Source organism: Citrobacter sp. Cf125 (genome assembly GCF_030333935.1).
GTDB lineage: Bacteria > Pseudomonadota > Gammaproteobacteria > Enterobacterales > Enterobacteriaceae > Citrobacter > Citrobacter freundii.
In genome coordinates this window covers 154,441-175,479 of the sequence record NZ_JAOWEY010000016.1, presented here as the reverse complement: position 1 = coordinate 175,479, position 21,039 = coordinate 154,441, and the positions used below count along the sequence as shown (strand labels likewise).

At 51.3% G+C, this 21,039-nt stretch carries 20 protein-coding genes; 11 read left to right on the top strand and 9 right to left on the bottom strand.

What is annotated here, in order from left to right; translation table 11 throughout:
* Positions 1–55 precede the first annotated feature (55 nt).
* The 4 genes from OGV89_RS01985 (at position 56) to OGV89_RS01970 (ending at position 3,788) form a co-directional block, all read left to right on the top strand.
* Positions 56–814 (top strand): SDR family NAD(P)-dependent oxidoreductase, encoded by a 759-nt coding sequence (locus OGV89_RS01985; protein ID WP_003023319.1) that lies wholly within the window; start codon positions 56–58, stop codon positions 812–814.
* A gap of 521 nt (positions 815–1,335) precedes the next feature.
* A complete protein-coding gene (locus OGV89_RS01980) occupies positions 1,336–1,776 on the top strand; it encodes a winged helix-turn-helix domain-containing protein (protein WP_032937221.1) in 441 nt (146 codons plus the stop codon).
* 199 nt (positions 1,777–1,975) lie between these two features.
* Positions 1,976–2,824: an EAL domain-containing protein gene (locus OGV89_RS01975; RefSeq protein WP_286558071.1), complete on the top strand. Its 849-nt coding sequence runs from the start codon at positions 1,976–1,978 to the stop codon at positions 2,822–2,824.
* 361 nt (positions 2,825–3,185) lie between these two features.
* Positions 3,186–3,788, top strand: coding sequence for a response regulator transcription factor (locus OGV89_RS01970; protein WP_044700371.1), 603 nt, complete (start codon positions 3,186–3,188; stop codon positions 3,786–3,788).
* An 18-nt stretch (positions 3,789–3,806) separates the two neighbouring features.
* On the opposite strand, the gene OGV89_RS01965 is transcribed toward OGV89_RS01970, so the two are convergent.
* Positions 3,807–4,157 (bottom strand): glycoside hydrolase family protein, encoded by a 351-nt coding sequence (locus OGV89_RS01965; protein ID WP_016151134.1) that lies wholly within the window; start codon positions 4,155–4,157, stop codon positions 3,807–3,809.
* Between the two features lie 86 nt (positions 4,158–4,243).
* A complete protein-coding gene (locus tag OGV89_RS01960) occupies positions 4,244–4,783 on the bottom strand; it encodes a GNAT family N-acetyltransferase (protein ID WP_286558068.1) in 540 nt (179 codons plus the stop codon).
* A gap of 167 nt (positions 4,784–4,950) precedes the next feature.
* Between OGV89_RS01960 and OGV89_RS01955 the strand changes: the two genes are divergently transcribed.
* Complete coding sequence (locus tag OGV89_RS01955) at positions 4,951–6,540, top strand: STY4199 family HEPN domain-containing protein (protein WP_003846146.1); 1,590 nt, start codon at positions 4,951–4,953, stop codon at positions 6,538–6,540.
* 27 nt (positions 6,541–6,567) lie between these two features.
* Here the strand turns inward: OGV89_RS01955 and OGV89_RS01950 are convergent, their stop codons facing one another.
* Positions 6,568–8,217: an alpha,alpha-trehalase gene (locus tag OGV89_RS01950; protein WP_003837772.1), complete on the bottom strand. Its 1,650-nt coding sequence runs from the start codon at positions 8,215–8,217 to the stop codon at positions 6,568–6,570.
* 427 nt (positions 8,218–8,644) lie between these two features.
* Here OGV89_RS01950 and OGV89_RS01945 point away from each other — a divergent pair, with 427 nt between their 5' ends.
* On the top strand, positions 8,645–10,039 hold the full coding sequence (locus OGV89_RS01945) for a cytochrome-c peroxidase (RefSeq protein ID WP_003837773.1): 1,395 nt from the start codon (positions 8,645–8,647) through the stop codon (positions 10,037–10,039).
* 223 nt (positions 10,040–10,262) lie between these two features.
* Here the strand turns inward: OGV89_RS01945 and OGV89_RS01940 are convergent, their stop codons facing one another.
* Positions 10,263–10,394: a hypothetical protein gene (locus OGV89_RS01940; RefSeq protein WP_005122496.1), complete on the bottom strand. Its 132-nt coding sequence runs from the start codon at positions 10,392–10,394 to the stop codon at positions 10,263–10,265.
* A 27-nt stretch (positions 10,395–10,421) separates the two neighbouring features.
* Here OGV89_RS01940 and dinQ point away from each other — a divergent pair, with 27 nt between their 5' ends.
* Positions 10,422–10,505 carry a damage-inducible type I toxin DinQ gene (gene dinQ / locus OGV89_RS01935; protein WP_200002810.1) on the top strand — a complete coding sequence of 28 codons (84 nt, stop codon included), beginning with the start codon at positions 10,422–10,424 and terminating at the stop codon, positions 10,503–10,505.
* 66 nt (positions 10,506–10,571) lie between these two features.
* On the opposite strand, the gene gorA is transcribed toward dinQ, so the two are convergent.
* Complete coding sequence (gene gorA, locus OGV89_RS01930) at positions 10,572–11,924, bottom strand: glutathione-disulfide reductase (protein ID WP_200002800.1); 1,353 nt, start codon at positions 11,922–11,924, stop codon at positions 10,572–10,574.
* Positions 11,925–12,028: 104 nt separating this feature from the next.
* A complete protein-coding gene (locus tag OGV89_RS01925; RefSeq protein WP_003023347.1) occupies positions 12,029–12,871 on the bottom strand; it encodes a 23S rRNA (adenine(2030)-N(6))-methyltransferase RlmJ in 843 nt (280 codons plus the stop codon).
* Between the two features lie 208 nt (positions 12,872–13,079).
* Between OGV89_RS01925 and prlC the strand changes: the two genes are divergently transcribed.
* Positions 13,080–15,122, top strand: a complete 2,043-nt coding sequence (gene prlC, locus OGV89_RS01920; RefSeq protein WP_286558066.1) for an oligopeptidase A — start codon at positions 13,080–13,082, stop codon at positions 15,120–15,122.
* 134 nt (positions 15,123–15,256) lie between these two features.
* Complete coding sequence (gene rsmJ / locus OGV89_RS01915) at positions 15,257–16,006, top strand: 16S rRNA (guanine(1516)-N(2))-methyltransferase RsmJ (RefSeq protein WP_003837787.1); 750 nt, start codon at positions 15,257–15,259, stop codon at positions 16,004–16,006.
* Between the two features lie 92 nt (positions 16,007–16,098).
* On the opposite strand, the gene OGV89_RS01910 is transcribed toward rsmJ, so the two are convergent.
* The gene (locus OGV89_RS01910; protein WP_003846157.1) at positions 16,099–17,298 is read right to left on the bottom strand and encodes an NAD(P)/FAD-dependent oxidoreductase; all 1,200 of its coding nucleotides are present in this window, start codon (positions 17,296–17,298) and stop codon (positions 16,099–16,101) included.
* Between the two features lie 232 nt (positions 17,299–17,530).
* On the opposite strand from OGV89_RS01910, the gene OGV89_RS01905 reads away from it, so the two are divergent.
* Complete coding sequence (locus tag OGV89_RS01905; RefSeq protein ID WP_003023361.1) at positions 17,531–18,034, top strand: RrF2 family transcriptional regulator; 504 nt, start codon at positions 17,531–17,533, stop codon at positions 18,032–18,034.
* 48 nt (positions 18,035–18,082) lie between these two features.
* On the opposite strand, the gene dtpB is transcribed toward OGV89_RS01905, so the two are convergent.
* The gene (gene dtpB / locus OGV89_RS01900) at positions 18,083–19,555 is read right to left on the bottom strand and encodes a dipeptide/tripeptide permease DtpB (RefSeq protein ID WP_003023364.1); all 1,473 of its coding nucleotides are present in this window, start codon (positions 19,553–19,555) and stop codon (positions 18,083–18,085) included.
* 281 nt (positions 19,556–19,836) lie between these two features.
* On the bottom strand, positions 19,837–20,274 hold the full coding sequence (gene uspA / locus OGV89_RS01895; RefSeq protein WP_003023368.1) for a universal stress protein UspA: 438 nt from the start codon (positions 20,272–20,274) through the stop codon (positions 19,837–19,839).
* Positions 20,275–20,666: 392 nt separating this feature from the next.
* On the opposite strand from uspA, the gene uspB reads away from it, so the two are divergent.
* Positions 20,667–21,002: a universal stress protein UspB gene (gene uspB / locus OGV89_RS01890; RefSeq protein WP_003023371.1), complete on the top strand. Its 336-nt coding sequence runs from the start codon at positions 20,667–20,669 to the stop codon at positions 21,000–21,002.
* Positions 21,003–21,039 lie beyond the last annotated feature (37 nt).

Here is a 21,039-nt window from a genome sequence, read left to right as displayed (position 1 = left end):
CTATCACCTAATAAGCTTTATCTCAATCATCACAACGTCGGAAATGAGGTTTCTTATGACGCAACGTATCGCATTAGTGACTGGTGGTAGTCGTGGGCTCGGTAAAAACGCCGCACTTAAGCTGGCTGACAGAGGAACGGACATTATCTTTACCTACAACAGCCAGCAGCAGGCGGCGCTGGATGTGGTTGCTGAAATTGAGCAAAAAGGCAGAAAAGCTGCGGCAATACAACTGAATGTCAGCGATGTGGCTGGCTTTGAGTCCTTTACCCATGAGGTGCAAGCGCAGCTGAAAAGCATGTGGAATCGTGAGGCGTTTGATTATTTAGTGAACAATGCCGGAATTGGTCTGTATGGCGCTTTTGCCGATACCTCCGAAGCGATGTTTGATCAATTAGTGAACATTCACTTTAAGGGCCCCTTCTTCCTGACCCAACGTCTGTTGCCGTTGATCCAGAATGGCGGCAGGATCCTGAATGTTTCATCGGGACTGGCGCGTTTTGCACTGCCAGGGTATGCCGCCTATGCCTCAATGAAAGGGGCGATGGAAGTACTGACGCGTTATCAGGCGAAAGAACTGGGAGAGCGGGGTATTTCAGTAAATATCATCGCGCCTGGGGCGATTGAAACCGATTTTGGCGGCGGTCGACTGCGGGATAATAAAGAGCTGAATGCATATGTGGCATCGCAAACGGCGCTGGGACGCGCGGGCTTGCCGGATGATATTGGCGACGCGATTGCCGCGTTGCTCAGCGATGAGCTGGCCTGGATGACAGCGCAGCGTATCGAAGTATCGGGCGGAATGTTCCTGTAAATCGCTCGTATCTTATTCAGCTTTTGAGCAATAGAAAACCGGTGCGCCACTCCAGGTAAAAATATAGCTAGTGGCGTTTACCGGCATTATCTGCAATCTAATTCAGCGATCGCGGTGCCGAAAGAAATCCGGGATAAACTTTCTGATAACTCATTTTTCTTCGACAGCGGATTTGTCTCAGAAGAAACCATGATCACTTCCGCATCCCCCACGGATTCAGAATTTAATTCTTTAAAATGTTAAAAATTCGACATTAAAAATTGAGCGTTCGATCGCGTATGTGAAAACATGGCCTATGTGCTAAAAATTTCGCATAGGAAGAATAATAAATCGTGAATTTCATTTATAACCTCAAATCTACCATAAACGAATACTAAACGACCGCTTCCTCATAGTAGATTGGGATGAAGATTGGAAAGCATTTATAGCAGTCATATAATCCACCATACAAACGGTATGGATTATCTCAACGCTTATATGTAGAGGTGCATGTTCGTCTTCATTTAACGTGGGTATAAGATATGGGCTATCGTCTATATGGATTTATGATTGGTGCTGAAATTCATTTTGACATTTCTAATCGCCGACTGTATCGGCTTACTGGTAGCCATACCGAGAAAAACATCGTTTTTGCGTCAATTTACTTTAATGAAACAATGCTCAGGCTTTTCCTGTATTTATTAATAAATGCCAGGAGCCAGCCGGTACCGAAAGAAGAATTATTTGAGAAAATCTGGGAAGCGCATAATCTGAGCCCCTCTGCGCAAAGATTATGGCAAGTCCTGCACAATCTTAATAATAAACTTGGCCTGCTGGGGTTACCCAGGGATTTTATCCTTAATATAAGAGGTCAGGGTTATGTCATCAATTATCCTGATGTCATTCCCGTTTATTACAAAGTGAGCGAACTCCCAACTCATGCTGTCAAAAAAAGGGAGAAAATAGATAACCTGAGTGAGTGATGTCAACCCAGGTATTTGCCCTGAGCATGCAGTGCGAGGGGCTTTTTTTATCGTTATATTTACTTTTTATTTTCAATGTATTTTCGCTAAATAGCGTTATTGTTCGATAGATACCAATAACGGCCAGGGCGATTGGGTCAGGTTCTGATGATTGCTGTGCGGTTGCCCTCAATAGGCCGCCGCACGCTTGAGGCTCGTGATGATTACCACAACCAGGCAACTCCCGATATTATTCTCTGACGCCAGCGAATTACTGGCCCGTTTCCTCACCTGTGCACCGGTAAAAACGTTGAATGCAGCCATTCTTCAACGGCAGTTCCAACCGGTGTATCAACCCATTTTTAACAGCCAGACGGGTGAAATTGCAGGTATTGAGGTACTCGCCAGGTGGACGCATCCCGAGTATGGCGCTATTCCCCCTGATATATTTATTCCCCTTGCGGAAGAGCATGGTCTTATCGCCTCGCTGACGCATCAACTTATTCAGCAAGTCATTGCCGACCTGCAGTCGCGGCTCCCCCTTTTCCCAAATGGACTTTACCTTAACCTAAATCTGAGCCCCGAAAACTGCCTCGATCCGCGCTTTGAGTCGGACGTCGTGGCGCTCATGCAAAAGCTTGCCCCGGTTCAGGTTCAACTGGTTATCGAAATTACCGAAAGACGCCCTCTGCACTTTACCCCTCAGCTAAGCGAGTGGTTTGCCGCGTTGAGAAAATCCAATATCGCCGTAGCGTTAGATGATTTCGGGACGGGATACTCGAATCTGTGTTACCTCCACGCGCTGGAACCGGAGTTTATTAAGATAGATAAACTGTTTGTCAGCCAGATTGGTGAGGGGGGCGATACCCGCATTGTCGATACGCTTATTGAGCTGGCGCAGAAGATGGGTCTGCGAATGATTGCCGAGGGCGTTGAGACTCAGGTTCAGGCCGATTATCTGCGCATGAAACGCTGTGATTTTTTACAAGGGTATTATTTATGCAGACCCGTTCCACTTGAAGATCTGATCGGAGTGATGCAATCGCCCGCAACCTTTAGTGTCGATTGATACAGCAATACTGCCTGGGGAAACCACAGGTGATGATCAATTGATGCGACATTTTATTTTGTAACATATTTGTCTGTTACTGTGAGTTCCTTATTTTTATTAGAAAATATAGACTCCAAAAAATTAATATTAATAAGCTGATTTTGAGCATTGGATATTAAGGATTTCCTTAATGTTTAGCGCCACTTTTGTCCCTTTGTGTGATTATTCGGTTTGAGCTGTAACTATTTTTGATTTCTACTTTTTTCTTCTCCGTCTATCGGTAAAATGGCCCCCGCCAAATGGTGACTTCTTATTTTACCCCTCGGGTAATACCCTTCCGCGTGTTAAGGCTAGTATCTTATTCAGACGGAGATAAGTAATGCAGGTAATAATGTTTGACAGGCAGTCGATATTTATTCATGGAATGAATGTAAGTTTACAAGAGCGTATTCCAGGAGTGGATGTTCAGGGTGTCAGTCAGGCAGATGACCTTTGGCAGAAACTGGAAGACACCCCTGATGCACTGATAATGCTGGATGGCGACCAGGACGCCGAGTTCTGCCGTAACTTGCTACAGCAGATAGCGCAACGCTTTTCGACAGTAAAAGTGCTGGTAACAGCAACGGACTGCCGTAAAAAATGGCTGCATGAGGTTACGCAATTGAATGTGCTGGCCATTGTTCCACGCGACTCTGACGCGGAAACCTTCACGCTGGCTCTCAATAGCATTGCGATGGGAATGGTATTTATCCCCAGAGATTGTATGACAACCCCCGAGAGCAGCGGGCAAAATATCAGATCGCTTAGTGCGCGTCAGCGAGAGATTCTGACTATGCTTGCCGCCGGAGAATCAAATAAACAAATTGGTCGATTGTTAAATATCAGCACCGGAACGGTCAAAGCCCATCTTGAATCGCTGTATCAGCGCCTCGAGGTAAAAAACCGTACGCAGGCGGCAATGATGTTAAACGACGCAATTTAACGGGCGAATATTTCACAGTCAGAACGTTTCTGGCTGTGAAATAACCCCCGAGCAGAATTCTGCAGCACAAAACCGGCTTATCCCCACGCTGAGCATCCACGCAATTAACGCTTCCTGTTGAAACCTTTCTTTTATTTGCGGCATTTTCTGGTGTATGAATTCCTCGCAGATTTCCAGATCCGCGAGCAGTAGTGTTTCTGCCTGCGTTACCGAAACAGGCGCAGGAAAGCTTTCATCGGATGTGATTTCGTGCCCGTAGCCAATCACCCAGACACCATTTTTGTCCTGATACTTTTCCAGTGACAGGCCTTGCCATTGTTTAATAAATGCAACACAGGCGGGCGTGAAATACGTTGAATGGAGTGGCATATTCATCTCTGTACAAAGAGACCTATTTTAAGAAACCGCCTCCGTTACGCCAGTTGTCATACAGCCAGTTTTTTCAGCAAAACGTCTTATGCTGCGGGTGGCTGATAGTCGTGTTTTAACAGGCCGAAAATCCAGTCATCATTCCAGGTTTGATGCAACCAGTAGCTTTCCCGCAGCGTGCCTTCGTGAATGAACCCGACCTTTTCCAACAGACGCCGTGAGGCTTCGCTTCCTGCGGTGACGCAAGCCGTAAGCCGGCGTAGCCCTCCGGTGGTAAATGCAAAATCGCAAACTGCATGCAGAGATTCAGTACCATAACCTTTCCCCTGCGCTTCAGGGGCGAGCAGAAAACCGACCTCGGCACATTCATTGTTTTCATGAATATATCCAGTCACTCCAAGCGGTGCTCCCGATGCCTTATCGCACAGGACCAGACATAGCCAGTGCGGGCTGCCGGGAGACCATTCAGGCAGGCGGGAGTTGAAGGCTGTCCGTATCTCCTCTTCAGTACGCGTGTCAGCGACAAAGCGCATCACATCTGGATTCTGCTGTAGCGTTAAGAAGAACGTCCAGTCATTTTCTGTCAGTGGGCGGCAGAGCAGACGTGATGTTTGCAATACAGGCACAGGCTTATCTCCAGAATAATTTTCAATGATTGTGCGGAAGTCACTGTAAAACTTATTTATTTGCTATATGAATGTGTTTTAGTCTACATCGGCACAACGTTGCGTTTAAAAAAGATAATTACATACCATGATGAGGCCGCACGTTTTGGGTCCTTTTAGGGAAGATGATGACCAATAGCGCGTTACAAGCGACATGTACACCCTTTGAACATTGTCTGGGGATTATCCGTCAGGCGTCGATAGAAATATTACTGCTGTTAGGCGTACATGTCACAGAAGGCAAAGACCCTCGGTGGTTTCTCGAACAACTGGATCAGGCACGACTGAATCTGGGCGGTTGGGGGGCTGTCGCCAGACGGTTGCAGATGAATGATGCGCAATTGAGCCAGTTCACTCTGCGGCTACGCCATCTTCAACAGAGTGTACCCCAATATGAAAATGGCCAGGACGTCAGTGAAAACCAGCTGATTTCAGCGCTGCGCTTTGTGGCCTCTCTGGAACAATTACGCCAGCAACAGCCCATCCTGAAGTATCAAACCGAAATTACACCTGTAGAGCCGGATGCTCAGATGCGGGCACAGCGTCAACTTCGCGCAATAGAATTAACCCTCAAATCCCTGATTGCGCGGGTATGGCCGGATCAACATCCTCTCAACAGCTTTCTGAAACAGCACTTTGGCGGTGAACGTCTGCGTCGCTGGCTAAAGTTGGGCGAAGGACGAGATGCGCTGGACGGTATGATGTTTAGCGAGCTGGCACTGATGGTCGTCGATAAGAAATTATTTGTTCGCCACTTTACACAGATTTTTAACGATACCTCGGTGCTGATGTCGTTTGTTGAGCCGCGCATCACGCTACGCATGTTTTTGGATGATTGCCGCCTGGCTCGTAACTGTGTTATCGCGCAACAACCGCTAACCTCAGTACAATTGCTGTTGCTGGACTACCAGTACCGGCAGATAACTCATCCTGTGCAACGGGCGTTTGAAGAACGACGTACGCGCATTAATCCTGCGTCGTATCTGGAATCTGATGAGTCCATGGTCCGCCAGTTTTGGGAAACGGCAAAGCAAAAAGACGAGCAAGCGGGAGGCGATAAGCATGAAATCGCAGACAGTATTGATCCGCCGGAGAAGCGAGCCAAACGTTCGGCGGAAGAACGTGAACAGCTGATTTCCGGCATGTTGTGGGTAGCAGTCGGCGTGATGGTGCTGGCGATTTCGCTGGGTGCGTTCTGGTTATTCACTTCGCCAGCGCCACAGGCGTCATCCGGACAATCCGTTGAAATTGTGCAGGAGGAACCGCGACGTGACGCCCCCAGCGCACGGGAGGCGGTGACCCGAATGGGTATCACCTGGGATGCCTTTAACATGCGGGCGGCTATCGATCGCAATGACACCCGCGTGACGTCACTGTTCCTGCAGGGTGGGATGGACTGGAAGCTGGCGTGGACGGAGCAGGCGTTCTCAGCGGGCAATACCGAGGTGTTGAGACTGCTGCTGCGTTACCCTTCGCAGATGGATGAAAGCAAACCATGCCGACAGTTTATGACTACGCTCAGCCATGCGATGTCGAATGGGGCGTCACTCACATCGCTGCATAAAAGTTATCTGCAAAGTTTTTGTTCCGTGCCTGCGGTCGTTGCGCGTCAGCAATATGATCTTGAGCAGGCCGAGCTGCGTGTTCGCGCCCAGCCAAGCCCTGAGAACAAGAAATGGCAGAAAATTCACGCCGAGTTGTACGATGCGATTAACTGACATCCTGATGACTCAGACCGTCAGCCGCTAGGGTTCGCCATACAAACCGATGAGTCGGCGCACCACGCCATTGGTCCAGCCAAAGCCGTCCTGCAACGGATATTCCCCGCCGCCGCCTTCGCGCGGCGCTGCGTCGGCTATGTGGTATTTTTCGATAAGCTTGTGGTGTTCCTGATAAAATAGATTCACCGTTTTCAACCAGTTACGGGCGATTTCATCCCCGAGATGGTCGTCACCGTACAGTTTGAAGCCCTGGATCGCCATCCACTGCAGCGGCGCCCAGCCGTTCGGTTTATCCCACTGTTCACCCGTTTCATGCTCGGTTGCTAAAATCCCACCGGGCGTGAGCAGGCGACTGCGAACCGCGTTAGCAAGCCGGTCGGCTTGTTCATGTGTTGCCATACCGACATATAGCGGCACAATACTGGCGGCAGAGAACAGGGCCATTTGTTCGCGCCGCCAGTCGTAATCGCGATAGCAGCCGTTTTCATCGTCCCACAGATAGCGGTTTACCGCATCGCGACGGTCACTGGCTTTCTGGCGAAACTGCGCTTCCGTTTCTTTGTCGCCTTTCAGCGCGGAAATATTGGCGATAGTGCTTTCCAGCTTGTAGAGGAAGGCGTTCAGATCAATCGGGATGAACTGCGTGGTGCGTATGCTGGCAAGGCGGCCTGCATCGCGTAGCCAGCGCGAGGAATAATCCCAGCCGGAGGCCGCGCCCGCGCGCAAATCCCGATACACCTCATTGGGTGGACGACCCGAATGCTTGGCGGTCTCGACGTCTTCAAGCCATGATTCATCACGCGGCGTATCACGATCGTCCCAATAGCGGTTGAGCAGAGAGCCGTCCGACATTCTGATCACGTGACGGTAGGCCTGGTTGAGCACCAGGGAATCGGCGCCATCCATCCAGAATGCGTATTCCATTTTCAGATGTTCAAGGTAACGACGTGCGCCGCGTACGCCATCCTCTTCAAACAGTTCCACCATCAGCGCAAAGACCGGCGGCTGCGAACGGCTTAGATAGTAAGTACGGTTACCGTTGGGGATGTGGCCATAGTTTTCAATCATCCAGGCAAAGTTATCCGCCATACATTTCAGCAGGTCTTCGCGACCGCTCTCTGCCAGACCCAGCATGGTAAAGTAGGAATCCCAGTAGTAGGTTTCGCTAAAACGTCCGCCGGGCACAATATATGATTGCGGTAACGCCAGCAGCGAGGACCAGGGAATGTGATCCTGCGGCTCGCGCGTCAGCACAGGCCACAGTTGATCGATATGCTCTTTCAGCGAGCTTGCCGGATCGGACACATATTCACTGGAGGGCGTTTCCGGTAGCCAGAAATGGTTCTCGACGAAACGTCGCAGATCAAAGTCGCGGTGGCGTTTAACTTTGCGATAGCGGATCAAAATGTCCAGTGGGTCCATTTTGGGCGCACAATCAGGGAAGGTTTTGCTATCAGCGAATAGTTTGGATGACTGGACGTGTTCAAACAGCTCGAGGTAACGATCGGCCGGGGTTAACGCATCTGACGCGGGTAACCCTGCAATCATCTCCGGCTCTGGCTCTGCCTCAATCATTTCATCCAGCTTTAACTCGCACGGATCCATTTCATAAAGCAGATCGATATCGATCGTCATTTCTTCTGAAGGGGCGTGGGGTAGTTTCTGGTTGAGCATAATGAGAAAGACCTCCGATGGACGTTGAAAGATTAAGGCTATTGCCCGGTCGTCAGTTAAGCGTAGACATTCGCTTCGGTGTCTGGTGAGTAAAGCGTGCGATTGATCACGTTTTAGTGCTGCATATTATTTAGAAAATAAGACTATCCCAATGAATATAATGAAGAATTCAAAATTCTCCGTGACCTGAAGATATTTCATTTTCAGAACATTCGATTGCAACGAGGTGTGAACGGAAAACCATAACGGCTTATCTCCGTAATAGGCACAGGCTATTCTATCGATAGTTATCCCCCATGTAATTGCTTGATACTTATCAAAATAATAAATCCCTTACTTTCTATGATGGTTAAGTCTGATAAAGACTATGCACTCATTATTCTAATTTTTCTGGGTCACAATAACTCACAACGGTGAGGGTAAAATAATGAAAATCATTACCCGTCTTACCGCGATAGCCATAGCTGGCGTCGTGATTTGTTATTTTGGATTATCCGGTTATGTGTGGTATCACGATAATCAACGTAGTAAACAGGCAGATGTTCAGGCCTCTACGCTGGAAGAAAATAATAAAGTATTAGGTTTTTTACGCGAAAAAGGATGCGATTATTGTCACACGCCTTCAGCTGAATTACCTTTCTATTCTTCTTTTCCTGTCGCTAAGCAGTTGATGAATTACGATATTCAACTGGGATACAAATCATTCAATCTTGAGGCCGTTCGTGCGGCGCTGGTCGCAGATAAACCCGTTTCGCAAAGCGACCTGAATAAAATTGAATGGGTGATGCAGTACGACACCATGCCGCCGACGCGTTATACCGCACTGCACTGGGCTGGCAAGGTAAGCGATACGGAGCGAGCAGAGATCCTGGGCTGGATTGCGAAACAGCGCGAGCAGTATTACGCCAGTAACGATACCGCCGCGCAGCATCGTAACGAGCCTGTGCAGCCGATACCGGAAAGCATTCCGACCGATGCCCGCAAAGTGGCGCTGGGCTTTACGCTTTACCACGACCCGCGTATTTCCGGTGACAGCACGATTTCTTGCGCGCACTGCCATGCCCTGAATGCGGGCGGCGTAGATGGTCGCAAAACGTCAATCGGCGTAGGCGGCGCGGTTGGTCCTATCAACGCGCCGACGGTATTTAACTCTGTCTTCAACGTGGAACAATTCTGGGATGGTCGAGCACCAACATTGCAGGCGCAGGCAGGCGGCCCGCCGTTGAACCCTATCGAGATGGCGTCTAAATCCTGGGATGAAATTATTCAGAAACTGGATAAAGATCCGCAACTCAAACAAGAGTTTATCGCGGTTTATCCGCAGGGATTCAGCGGAGATAATATTACCGATGCGATTGCTGAGTTTGAGAAAACGCTAATTACGCCAAATTCGCCGTTTGATAAATGGCTACGCGGCGATGAAGCGGCGTTAACTGCCCAGCAGAAACATGGCTATCAGTTGTTTAAAGATAATAAGTGCGCGACCTGTCATGGCGGTATTATTTTAGGCGGGCGTTCATTTGAGCCATTGGGTTTGAAAAAGGACTTTAATTTCGGCGAGGTCACTGCTGCAGATATTGGCCGCATGAACGTCACTAATGAATTACGTGACAAGCTGCGTCAAAAAGTCCCTGGCTTGCGTAACGTTGCGCTGACCGCGCCTTATTTCCATCGAGGTGATGTGCCTACGCTCGACGGTGCGGTAAAACTGATGCTGCGTTATCAGGTGGGTAAAGAACTGCCGCAGGAAGATATCGACGATATCGTGGCGTTCCTCGAAAGCTTAAACGGCGTGTATACGCCGTATATGCAGGGTAAATAGATTTTGCCCTGGTCCTGATTCGGACGTAAAAAAACCGACTTCACGTCGGTTTTTTTACGCTTCAGCCCGAGTTGGTGGCTCTGGCCGAAGTGAGATAGTTATCATCTAACGCTTCAATCCTATTACCTTAACGGTACTATTGCAAGAATGCGCTGGCAGTTACGATTAAAAGAACTGTATACTTATCCAGTTAGCTCTGTAACTTATCCCTTCCGGACGCGCGCTAAACGCTTTCTAAGTCCTGATCGGCGAAACGGGTGGTGCCGTTGGCCGATGCTCTGGCCGGGGTGAGATAGTTATCATCTAACAATGGAGCATGCCCCGTGACAGGCAATGGATGAGTAAGCGGGTGCATTCTCACTCCATCTGATGGAGAAAACGGGTGATTGATAAAGCAATCATCGTTCTGGGAGCGTTAATCGCGTTGCTGGAGCTGATCCGCTATCTGCTGCAACCTTTGAACTGATAGCGGAAACGTAACTAAGGGCAAAGAGCTAACCCCTCTTTGCCCTTTAACACTCATGAAGTGCGATTAACGCATGGTAACGAACTCTTCTGCTGCCGTTGGGTGAATCGCAACGGTGTTATCAAAGTCTTTCTTGGTTGCTCCCATTTTCAGTGCGACCGCGAAGCCTTGCAGCATTTCATCCATTCCAAAACCAATACCGTGAATACCGACAATCTTCTCTTCCGGACCGACGCAAACCAGCTTCATGCGGCACGGCTGACGGTGCGTGGTGACAGCGGTATACATCGCGGTAAACGATGATTTATACACTTTTACCTGGTCATCGCCGTGCTGTTCGCGAGCCTGCTGCTCGGTCAGGCCGACGGTGCCAATTGGCGGATGGCTGAAGACCACGGTCGGGATGTTGCTGTAGTCCAGATGTTCGTCCGGTTTGTTGTTAAACAGACGCTCGGACAGGCGACGGCCCGCGGCAACAGCAACCGGCGTCAGCTCTACGGCGCCGGTATTATCGCCGACGGCATAAATACCCGGCACGCTGGTGTTCTGGAATTTATCAACGACGATGTAGCCTTTTTCGTTGGTTTTCACGCCAGTAACTGCCAGGTTGAAGTTATCGGTGGCTGGTTCACGACCAATTGCCCAAATCAGGCAATCTACCGTTTCGCTACGACCATCTTCCAGTTGCAGGGTCAGGCTGCCGTCAGCGTTTTTAACGACCGCTTTCGGAATCGCGTGAGTATGCAGAGTCGGGCCTTCGGCGTTCATCACCTCAACCAGCGTGTCGACGATCATCGGGTCGAAGCTGCGTAGCGGCGCGTGTTTACGCACGAACAGATGCGTTTGGGCACCCAGGCCGTTAATCACGCCTGCCAGCTCAACGGCGATGTAACCTGCGCCGACGACCGCAACGCGCTTCGGCAGTGCGGGCAGCTCAAAGAAGCCATCGGAGTCGATCCCGTATTCCACACCCGGAATGTTCGGATGGCTCGGGCGACCGCCGGTAGCAATCAAAATATGATCGGCAGTAATGGTTTCACTGTTCACTTCAATGGTTTTGGCATCCACAAAGCGGGCAAAACCTTTAATCACATCGACATTATTTTTGCCCAGCACATTGTCATACGAGGTATGGATACGATCGATATAAGCGGTACGCGTGGCGATCAGTTTATCCCAGTCGAACTTATTGATGGTGGTGTCGAAACCGTAATCCGGCCCGTACATGTGGATCGCTTCGCGAACCTGGGCGGCATGCCACATCACTTTCTTTGGTACGCAGCCCACGTTAACGCAGGTTCCGCCTAACTCTTTGGCTTCAATAAGTGCGCATTTCTGGCCATACATTGCTGCACGGTTAATGGAGGCAATACCGCCGCTGCCGCCGCCAATAGCGATGTAATCATAGTGCTTGGTCATGACCGCTCCTTCATGTTCATTGTAGGGCGGAGAAGCGTTACGCCATCCGCCAAAATATTCGCGATTGTATACCTGATATTAAAAGGTTCCACCGATGGCTGCGATTACTCCGGCACGATCCAGCTTACCGAGGTATGACCGGTTCCTGCCGGAACCAGTTTGCTGTGCAACCACGGCAGAACGTTGTTCATCTGCTGTTCCAGCTTCCACGGCGGGTTAATCACAATCATGCCAGACGCTGTCATACCGCGCTGATCGCTGTCCGGGCGCACTGCCAGTTCAATTTGCAGAATTTTGCGGATGCCGGTGTCTTCGAGATCGTGGATCATGCGCTTGATTTGCTGGCGCAGAACCACCGGATACCACAGCGCATAGGTGCCGGTCGCGAAACGCTTGTAGCCTTCGTTAATACCGGTGACCACCGCCTGGTAGTCGCTTTTGATTTCGTAGGGTGGATCGATAAGGATCAGCCCACGACGTGAAACCGGCGGCAATTTTGCTTTCAGCTGCTGATAACCATCGGCTTTGGCCACGCGTGCGCGCTCATCTTTCTGGAATTCGCCGCGCAGCAGGGGAAAGTCGCTCGGGTGCAGTTCAGTTAATTGCAGGCTATCCTGTTCGCGCAGCAGCTGGCGAGCAATTAACGGAGAGCCCGGGTAGTAGCGCAACTGACCGCTACGGTTGAAATGTTGCACTACGCCAATGTAGGGTTCCAGTTCGGCAGGCAAATCGTCCTGCTGCCAGATACGGGCGATCCCTTCCAGATATTCACCGGTACGTTCGGCATGCTCACTGCTCAGCTGATAACGGCCAGCGCCAGCATGGGTGTCCAGATAGAGAAACGGTTTTTCTTTCTCTTTGAGCGATTCAATGATCAGGCTCTGGACGGTGTGTTTCAGGACGTCGGCGTGGTTGCCTGCGTGATAACTGTGGCGATAACTGAGCATGGGTAATGAAATTCCGCTGAAATGACGATTTGCCACAGTTTACAGCAGATCGGCACAGATTACCCGTAGGCCCGGTAAGCGCAGCACCACCGGGCGTCTTTCCGTCACTGTTAGCATTGAAATCCTCTACACTTAACCCCATTGTACAAATTAATATGCACAGCGCCGGATACGCGCTTCATTCACTCTTTTCAACAGGACCGCGCTAATGACCAATCCATTGCTGACTCCCTTCGAACTGCCGCCGTTTTCTAAAATTCAGCCTGAGCATGTCGTGCCTGCCGTCACTAAGGCGCTGAACGATTGCCGCGAAAACGTTGAGCGAGTGGTTGCGCAGGGCGCGCCGTACACCTGGGAAAATCTCTGCCAGCCGTTGGCGGAAGTTGACGATGTGCTGGGGCGTATTTTCTCTCCTGTTAGCCACCTGAACTCGGTGAAAAACAGCCCGGAACTGCGTGAAGCCTACGAACAAACGCTGCCGCTGCTGTCTGAATACAGCACCTGGGTTGGACAACATGAAGGCCTGTACAAAGCGTACCGCGACCTGCGTGATGGCGATCATTACGCCACCCTGAACACCGCACAGAAAAAAGCGGTCGATAACGCGCTGCGCGATTTTGAGCTTTCTGGTATTGGTCTGCCGAAGGAAAAACAGCAGCGTTATGGTGAAATCGCCACCCGTCTGTCTGAACTCGGCAACTTGTACAGCAATAACGTCCTTGATGCCACGATGGGGTGGACGAAGTTAGTCACCGATGAAGCCGAGCTGGCTGGTATGCCGGAAAGTGCGCTGGCTGCGGCGAAGGCCCAGGCGGAAGCCAAAGAGCAGGAAGGCTATCTGTTAACGCTGGATATCCCAAGCTACCTGCCGGTGATGACCTACTGTGACAACCAGGGACTGCGTGAAGAGATGTATCGCGCTTACTCCACGCGCGCGTCTGACCAGGGGCCGAACGCTGGCAAATGGGACAACAGCCCGATAATGGAAGAGATCCTTGCGCTGCGCCACGAACTGGCACAGCTGCTGGGCTTTGAAAGCTACGCCTTTAAATCTCTGGCTACCAAAATGGCGGAAAACCCGCAGCAGGTCCTCGACTTCCTGACCGATCTGGCGAAACGTGCCCGTCCGCAGGGTGAGAAAGAGCTGGCCCAGTTGCGCGCCTTCGCGAAAGCGGAATTTGGCGTTGATGAGCTTCAGCCGTGGGACATCGCCTACTATAGCGAGAAACAAAAGCAGCACCTCTACAGCATCAGTGACGAGCAGCTTCGTCCTTATTTCCCGGAGAACAAAGCCGTTAACGGTCTGTTTGAAGTGGTTAAACGTATTTATGGCATCACTGCCAAAGAGCGCACCGATGTTGACGTCTGGCACCCGGAAGTTCGTTTCTTCGAGCTGTACGACGAAAACAACGAGCTGCGCGGCAGCTTCTACCTCGACCTGTATGCCCGTGAACATAAACGCGGCGGGGCGTGGATGGACGACTGCGTCGGCCAGATGCGTAAAACCGACGGCACGTTGCAAAAACCGGTCGCCTACCTGACCTGTAACTTTAACCGTCCGGTGAACGGCAAACCCGCTCTGTTTACCCACGATGAAGTGATTACCCTGTTCCACGAGTTCGGCCACGGTCTGCACCATATGCTGACCCGTATCGAAACCGCGGGCGTTTCCGGTATCAACGGTGTGCCATGGGATGCGGTCGAACTCCCGAGCCAGTTTATGGAAAACTGGTGTTGGGAGCCGGAAGCGTTGGCGTTTATCTCTGGTCACTTTGAGACCGGTGAACCGCTGCCGAAGGAACTGCTGGATAAAATGCTGGCGGCGAAAAACTACCAGGCGGCGCTGTTTATTCTGCGTCAACTGGAGTTCGGTCTGTTTGATTTCCGTCTGCACGCGGAATTTAACCCGCAGCAAGGGGCTAAAATCCTCGACACGCTGGCGGAAATTAAAAAACAGGTCGCAGTGGTGCCGGGCCCAACCTGGGGCCGCTTCCCACATGCCTTCAGCCACATTTTTGCTGGTGGCTACGCGGCGGGTTACTACAGCTATCTGTGGGCCGACGTGCTGGCGGCAGATGCCTTCTCTCGCTTCGAAGATGAAGGGATTTTCAACCGTCAAACCGGACAATCGTTCCTCGATAACATCCTCACCCGTGGCGGTTCTGAAGAGCCGATGGAACTGTTCAAACGCTTCCGTGGCCGCGAGCCACAGCTGGATGCGATGCTGGAGCATTACGGGATTAAAGGCTGATTTACCCGTCATACTTCAAGCTGCCTCTTCGGCAACTGCGCTCACTCACCCTGGTCACGTACTATTTGTACGTTCCCAGGGATTCCTTCACTTGTTGTCTTGATGCAACTCGAATTATTTAGGGTAAAGCGGAATTGAAAATCTGCTTAATTGATGAAACAGGCGCCGGAGACGGCGCCTTATCTGTTCTGGCCGCCCGCTGGGGACTGGAACACGATGAAGATAACCTGATGGCGCTGGTGATGACGACAGCACATCTGGAACTGCGCAAACGTGACGAACCTAAACTCGGCGGTATCTTCGTGGATTTCGTGGGCGGTGCGATGGCCCATCGGCGCAAATTTGGCGGTGGCCGCGGTGAAGCGGTGGCGAAGGCGGTCGGCATTAAAGGCGATTACCTGCCGGATGTGGTCGATGCAACCGCAGGGCTGGGGCGCGATGCGTTTGTACTGGCCTCGGTAGGCTGTCGCGTACGAATGCTGGAACGAAACCCGGTGGTTGCTGCGCTGCTTGACGATGGCCTGGCGCGCGGGTATGCCGACCCGGAAATCGGTCCGTGGCTGCAGGAGCGTTTGCAGTTGATTCACGCGTCGAGCCTGACGGCGTTAACCGATATCACGCCGCGCCCGCAGGTGGTGTACCTCGACCCGATGTTCCCGCATAAGCAGAAAAGCGCGCTGGTGAAAAAAGAGATGCGTGTGTTTCAGTCGCTGGTGGGGCCGGATCTGGATGCGGATGGGCTGCTGGAGCCTGCTCGTCAGTTAGCCACCAAACGAGTGGTGGTGAAGCGTCCGGACTACGCGCCGCCGCTGGCCGACGTAGCAACGCCGAACGCGGTAGTTACAAAAGGGCATCGGTTCGATATTTATGCGGGAACGGCATAGGCCAGATGGTCAGCTATAGTGCCCTTATCGGGTCTACAGCTCGGTGCCGTTAGTAGGCCGGATAAGGCGGTAGCCGCATCCGGCATCACGGGTTAAACAAACGGTGCCAGCGGATCGGCAATCTCAAACGCTACCGCGCGGTCCGCCTTCGGCGGGTAAATCAGCTCGCTGACAATCGACACCTTCAGCTTTTTCGCTTCTGCGCGCGTCAGTTTCACCTGCTGATCCCATCCTTCGCTATACACCGCACCCCAGGCACCAAGATCCAGGCAGGTGACGTAGTTTTCCTGACGATATGGCAGTGGTGTTATGTTTAACAGGTCTGCCGCGGCATTATTACCGGCGAATTTACCCAGCAAGATGGCGTGCTGGCAGGTCATCAGCGCATGATTGCCTTTGTCGTCGGTGGCGGCGTAGGCTACATCGCCAGTGGCGTAGATATCATCGTGACCCACAACCTGTAGATTGGCATTGACATGCAGACGGCCCTGGCGATCGCGCGGGGCGTTAATCTGTGCTGTCAGGCTATTAGCCTGAACGCCGACGGTCCAGATAACTGTCTGGGAAGAAATCACCTGTCCATCTTTTAGCGTGACGCCAGAGGCATCCACGCACTCTACTTCTGCATTGACCAGCCACTCGACACCCAGTTCAGCAGAGGCTTCGATAATCACGTCACGTAATTCCTGGCTCCAGCGTCCGCCCGGCTGAGCACCGCGTTCAACTACGACAACTCTGGTCTTAGCATCAGCGCCCAATATTTCGCGCAAACGACCTGGTAATTCCAGCGCCATTTCAATGCCGGTAAAGCCGCCGCCGCAGACCACTACCGTATTGCGAGCCTCACTTTCCGGTTGTAATGCCAGATCGTTAATGTGCTGCTCCAGTACGGCGGCGCTCTCAAGTTGGTCGAGGTCAAACGCGTGCTCGGCGGCACCGGTGACGGCGTCGCGGTTTACGTGACTTCCGCTGGCAAGCACCAGGCGGTCGTAGCGGCGCAGATGAATGTCACCGTTGGCATCTTTCCAGCTCACCTCTTTAGAGTCCGGGAGGATTTGCTCGACGTGACCTTGCAGGAAGTTGACGCCGGTAACGTCAAACAGCGGTTGCAGTGGTGCGACCAGCGTATGAACGGCGCTTTCATAAAAACGTGGGCGGACACGCAGCTCTGGCTGTGGCGCAATTACTGTAATATCAATGGCCTGCTGATGTTTATCCGCCAGTCGTGCGGCGCTTAATGCTGCCCACATACCGGCAAAGCCGGCGCCCACGATCAGAATTTGTTTACGCATTGGAGTTTTCTCACTGGTGACTACGAGTTATTTACTCGGATTTTATTTGTCGTAGTTATGAATTGCAATGCGATTGAGATCCTTTTTGCCTCAAAGGGTGAGGGTTTTTTATTATCTATTTGATAAATATGTATTTAAAGTTTTATTGTGAAGAGGGGTTACTTTGCTGTCTGGAATGAGTGAAACGAAAAAGCTACAATAAACTCAGATTAATTTTGACTGAGATAAGAGAATGGCATTCTACAGTTCTGGGGTTGAGTACGGCATTCATAGCCTGATGTGTATGGTCGACAGTAAGGGCGACGCGCGGGATATGAGCGTGCGGGAAATTGCCGAACTGCAAAGTGTGCCATATGACTATCTGGCAAAAATTTTCACCCGTCTGTCCAAAGCGGGTCTGGTGCGCAGCATTGAAGGCAAGGGCGGTGGTTTCCAGTTAGCTAAACCTGCTGAACACATCACTGTGCTGGATGTGGTGAATGCTATTGATGGTGATAAGCGCATCTTTGAATGTCGTGAAATTCGCCAGCGGTTGGCGGTATTTGAGGAGCATCCACCAGAGTGGGCCTGTGAAGGCATTTGTGGTGTGCGTTCGGTAATGGACATGGCCCAGCAGCGGATGGAAGAAGCGCTCGGTCAGCATACGATTCTGGACTTGGCGCGCAAAATGTACCGCAAAGCGCCGGACACCTTTGTGGTGGAAGTGCAGGAGTGGATAGACGCGCGTAAAGGGTAGTGAGTGAAAATGCCGGATAGGGCAATAGCCGCCATCCGGCACTGAAGGTTATTGCTCGGTGCTCGGCGTATTAATCATGCGGTTCAGCCATGGCACCATAATCGCCATCACAACCGTTACGGCCAGGGTCACCAGACCAATCTTACTGAAGACGTTGGTATAGATAGGCAGCGTTTGCAGCGGGTCGGTGATGTTCTCTGGTACGGCGGTGAACGTCGCGACATAACCCCCCATCAGGAAGGCTGCTGCCTGGGTCAGGAACCACATCCCGAGAATAAAGCCCATCAGGTGTTGTGGCACGAGAGCGGCGACCATAGCCAGCCCCAGGGCGCTAATCAGCAGTTCACCCAGGCTCTGGAACAGATACACCAGCACGATAAACCACGGCGACGTCAGCCCCTGCGCATCGGCAAACCACATTCCGGCTGCAGCGGCGGTCAGGAAACCCAGCGAGCACAGGAACATACCGAGCGTAAACTTCATCGGCATGGTCAGGTCTTTACCTTTGTTGCCCAGACGGGTATAGATTGCGGCCAGTACCGGACTCGCCAGTACCACCCAGAACGGGTTCAGCGCCTGGAAGCTTACCGGGTTGATGGCGAAACCAAGAATTTCATGGTGCACGTTATTGATAGCAAAGAAGTTCAGTGAAGTTGGCATCTGCGCGTACAGGACGTAGAACACCACCGCTTCCAGCATCAGGATAAAGGCCACGAACATTTTGTTGCGCCCGGTTTTATCCAGTTTGAAGGCCTGACGGAAGAAGATGATCGTCACGGCAATTGACAGGACGATCAGCACCAGGTTGGCAATCTGCACGTTGTGCATCAGCCAGGCGCAGATAAATACCATCACTACCGTTCCGGCCAGCACGCAGAATAGATTACGGAAATTCAGCGGCTTATGGTCCGGCTCTGAACCGATATTCTTCACCATTCCACGGCAGGCAAAGTAGACCAACAGCGCGACAATAAGCCCGGCCCCGCACAGATTATAGGTCACCGCATAGCCAAACTTATCGGCAATCACCGGTGCCAGCGACAACGACAGCAGTGAACCGATGTTAATCGACATATAAAACAGGGTGAAAGCACCGTCCAGACGGGCGTCTTTCGGTGGATAGCATTTTGACAGCAGGCTTGCCGGGTTGGCTTTAAACAGCCCATTACCGACGGCAATGGTACCCAAAGCAATAAAAATCAGGTCGGGCTTAAGCAGTGACATCCCGGTCATGAAGTAGCCGATCGCCAGCACAATGGCGCCGAGTACCAGCGTGCGCTTGGTACCTAACAGATGGTCGCCGACGTAGCCGCCGATCGAGATCAGGCCGTAGACCAGCGCGGCAAATGCACCAAAGGTGACAAATGCCTGTTCCTGCGAAAAGCCGAGCTGCTTAACAAAAAATACCGCCAGGATGCCCTGAACGCCGTAATAGCCAAATCGTTCCCATAATTCAACAAAGAAGATCATGAAGAACGGACGAGGTTGCTGCAGCAAGCCCGTAGGTGCAGTTTTATTCATATTCCATCGCCTTTCAAAGCCATCCCGAAAAGTATGAACGCGTATGCTTAAACGCGCCGAAAAAGTCTTATTTTGTTATAGACTGCGGTTATTGGCCGCAGGCGTAGAGTATTATAGAGATAGTTTTCGATCCAATTAGTTGATCACACTAATTATGATTTATTTGTTGGATTGATGTACTAATTGTGTCTGAATGATAAAAACAAAAACGCCCGCAAAGGCGGGCGTTTACAGGCTTAACGACTTGTAGCGCGTCGGGTTATCTCCCGACGGCCAGCGTTTTATGCTTCTTCGTCGTCACGCAGCGGAACAATCAACATGTCGACGTGGACAGTGTTGATTAGTTGGCGCGCGGAGGACATTAGCTTGCTCCAGAAATCCTGGTGGTGACCACAAACGACCAGATCCATGTCGTATTTTTTGATGGCATCAACCAGAACCTGACCCAGGTCGCCGCTACCGCTCAGGGTTTCGGTGATAGGGTAGCCTGCGTTGGTGGAAAGCTCGGTTAGCGCGTGGTGGGTTTCTTCAGAAATGCGTTTCTGCATGTCGCCCAGATTCACGTCGATAAGCCCGGTGTACAGGTCGGAATAGTTTACGTCAACGTGGATAAGGGAGACTTTAGCATTGTAAGGCCGCGCCATAGAGACCGCTTTTTCAACCAGAACTTTGCTTTCCGGAGAAAGATCAACCGCGATAAGAATGTGTTTATAAGCCATAGTGTTACTCCTTCCATAAGTTGTCGATGACTAGCCTGCTGGCGTTTACCTGCCGCCGCGTCATCCGCATCCTGCGAACCTTGCGCGCGGGGCTAGCCCAGTCGTAAAAACGTACCATATAAGGACTATCCTTACATTATAGCGACCAGGATAATCCGTCAATCCGCCTTGCTTGCCAAGCAGTTAAACAAATTTTTTAGTTAATTGCATTGATAGCGATTAACCTTCTGGCAAAAAAATTAACTAATCTCCTACACTATCTAGAGAGGCGTTCGGATGCGTGATACTAATACGAACGGTTCGGCTGTACTCTTCACTGAATGGTTTGGCAGGGTATCGGGGAGCGGTAGTCCCGGAAAGGAGTTCCGTGGGCGGGTCGCCGGGGAGGAGGTATGATAAGCACCATTGCATTGTTCTGGGCTTTATGTGTCGTTTGCATTGTTAATATGGCGCGCTATTTTTCTTCGCTACGCGCACTGTTAGTGGTACTTCGTGGTTGCGATCCATTGCTTTACCAGTATGTAGATGGTGGGGGCTTTTTTACCTCGCATGGGCAACCGAACAAGCAGATGCGTCTGGTGTGGTATATCTACGCTCAGCGTTACCGCGATCATCATGATGATGAGTTTATTCGCCGCTGTGAGCGGGTTCGCGGTCAGTTCATCCTCACCAGCGCGCTATGTGGCCTGGTGCTAATCAGCATGGTTGCGCTGATTATCTGGCACTGATGCCAACGACAGATACAAAAAAATCGGGTCAGAAAAC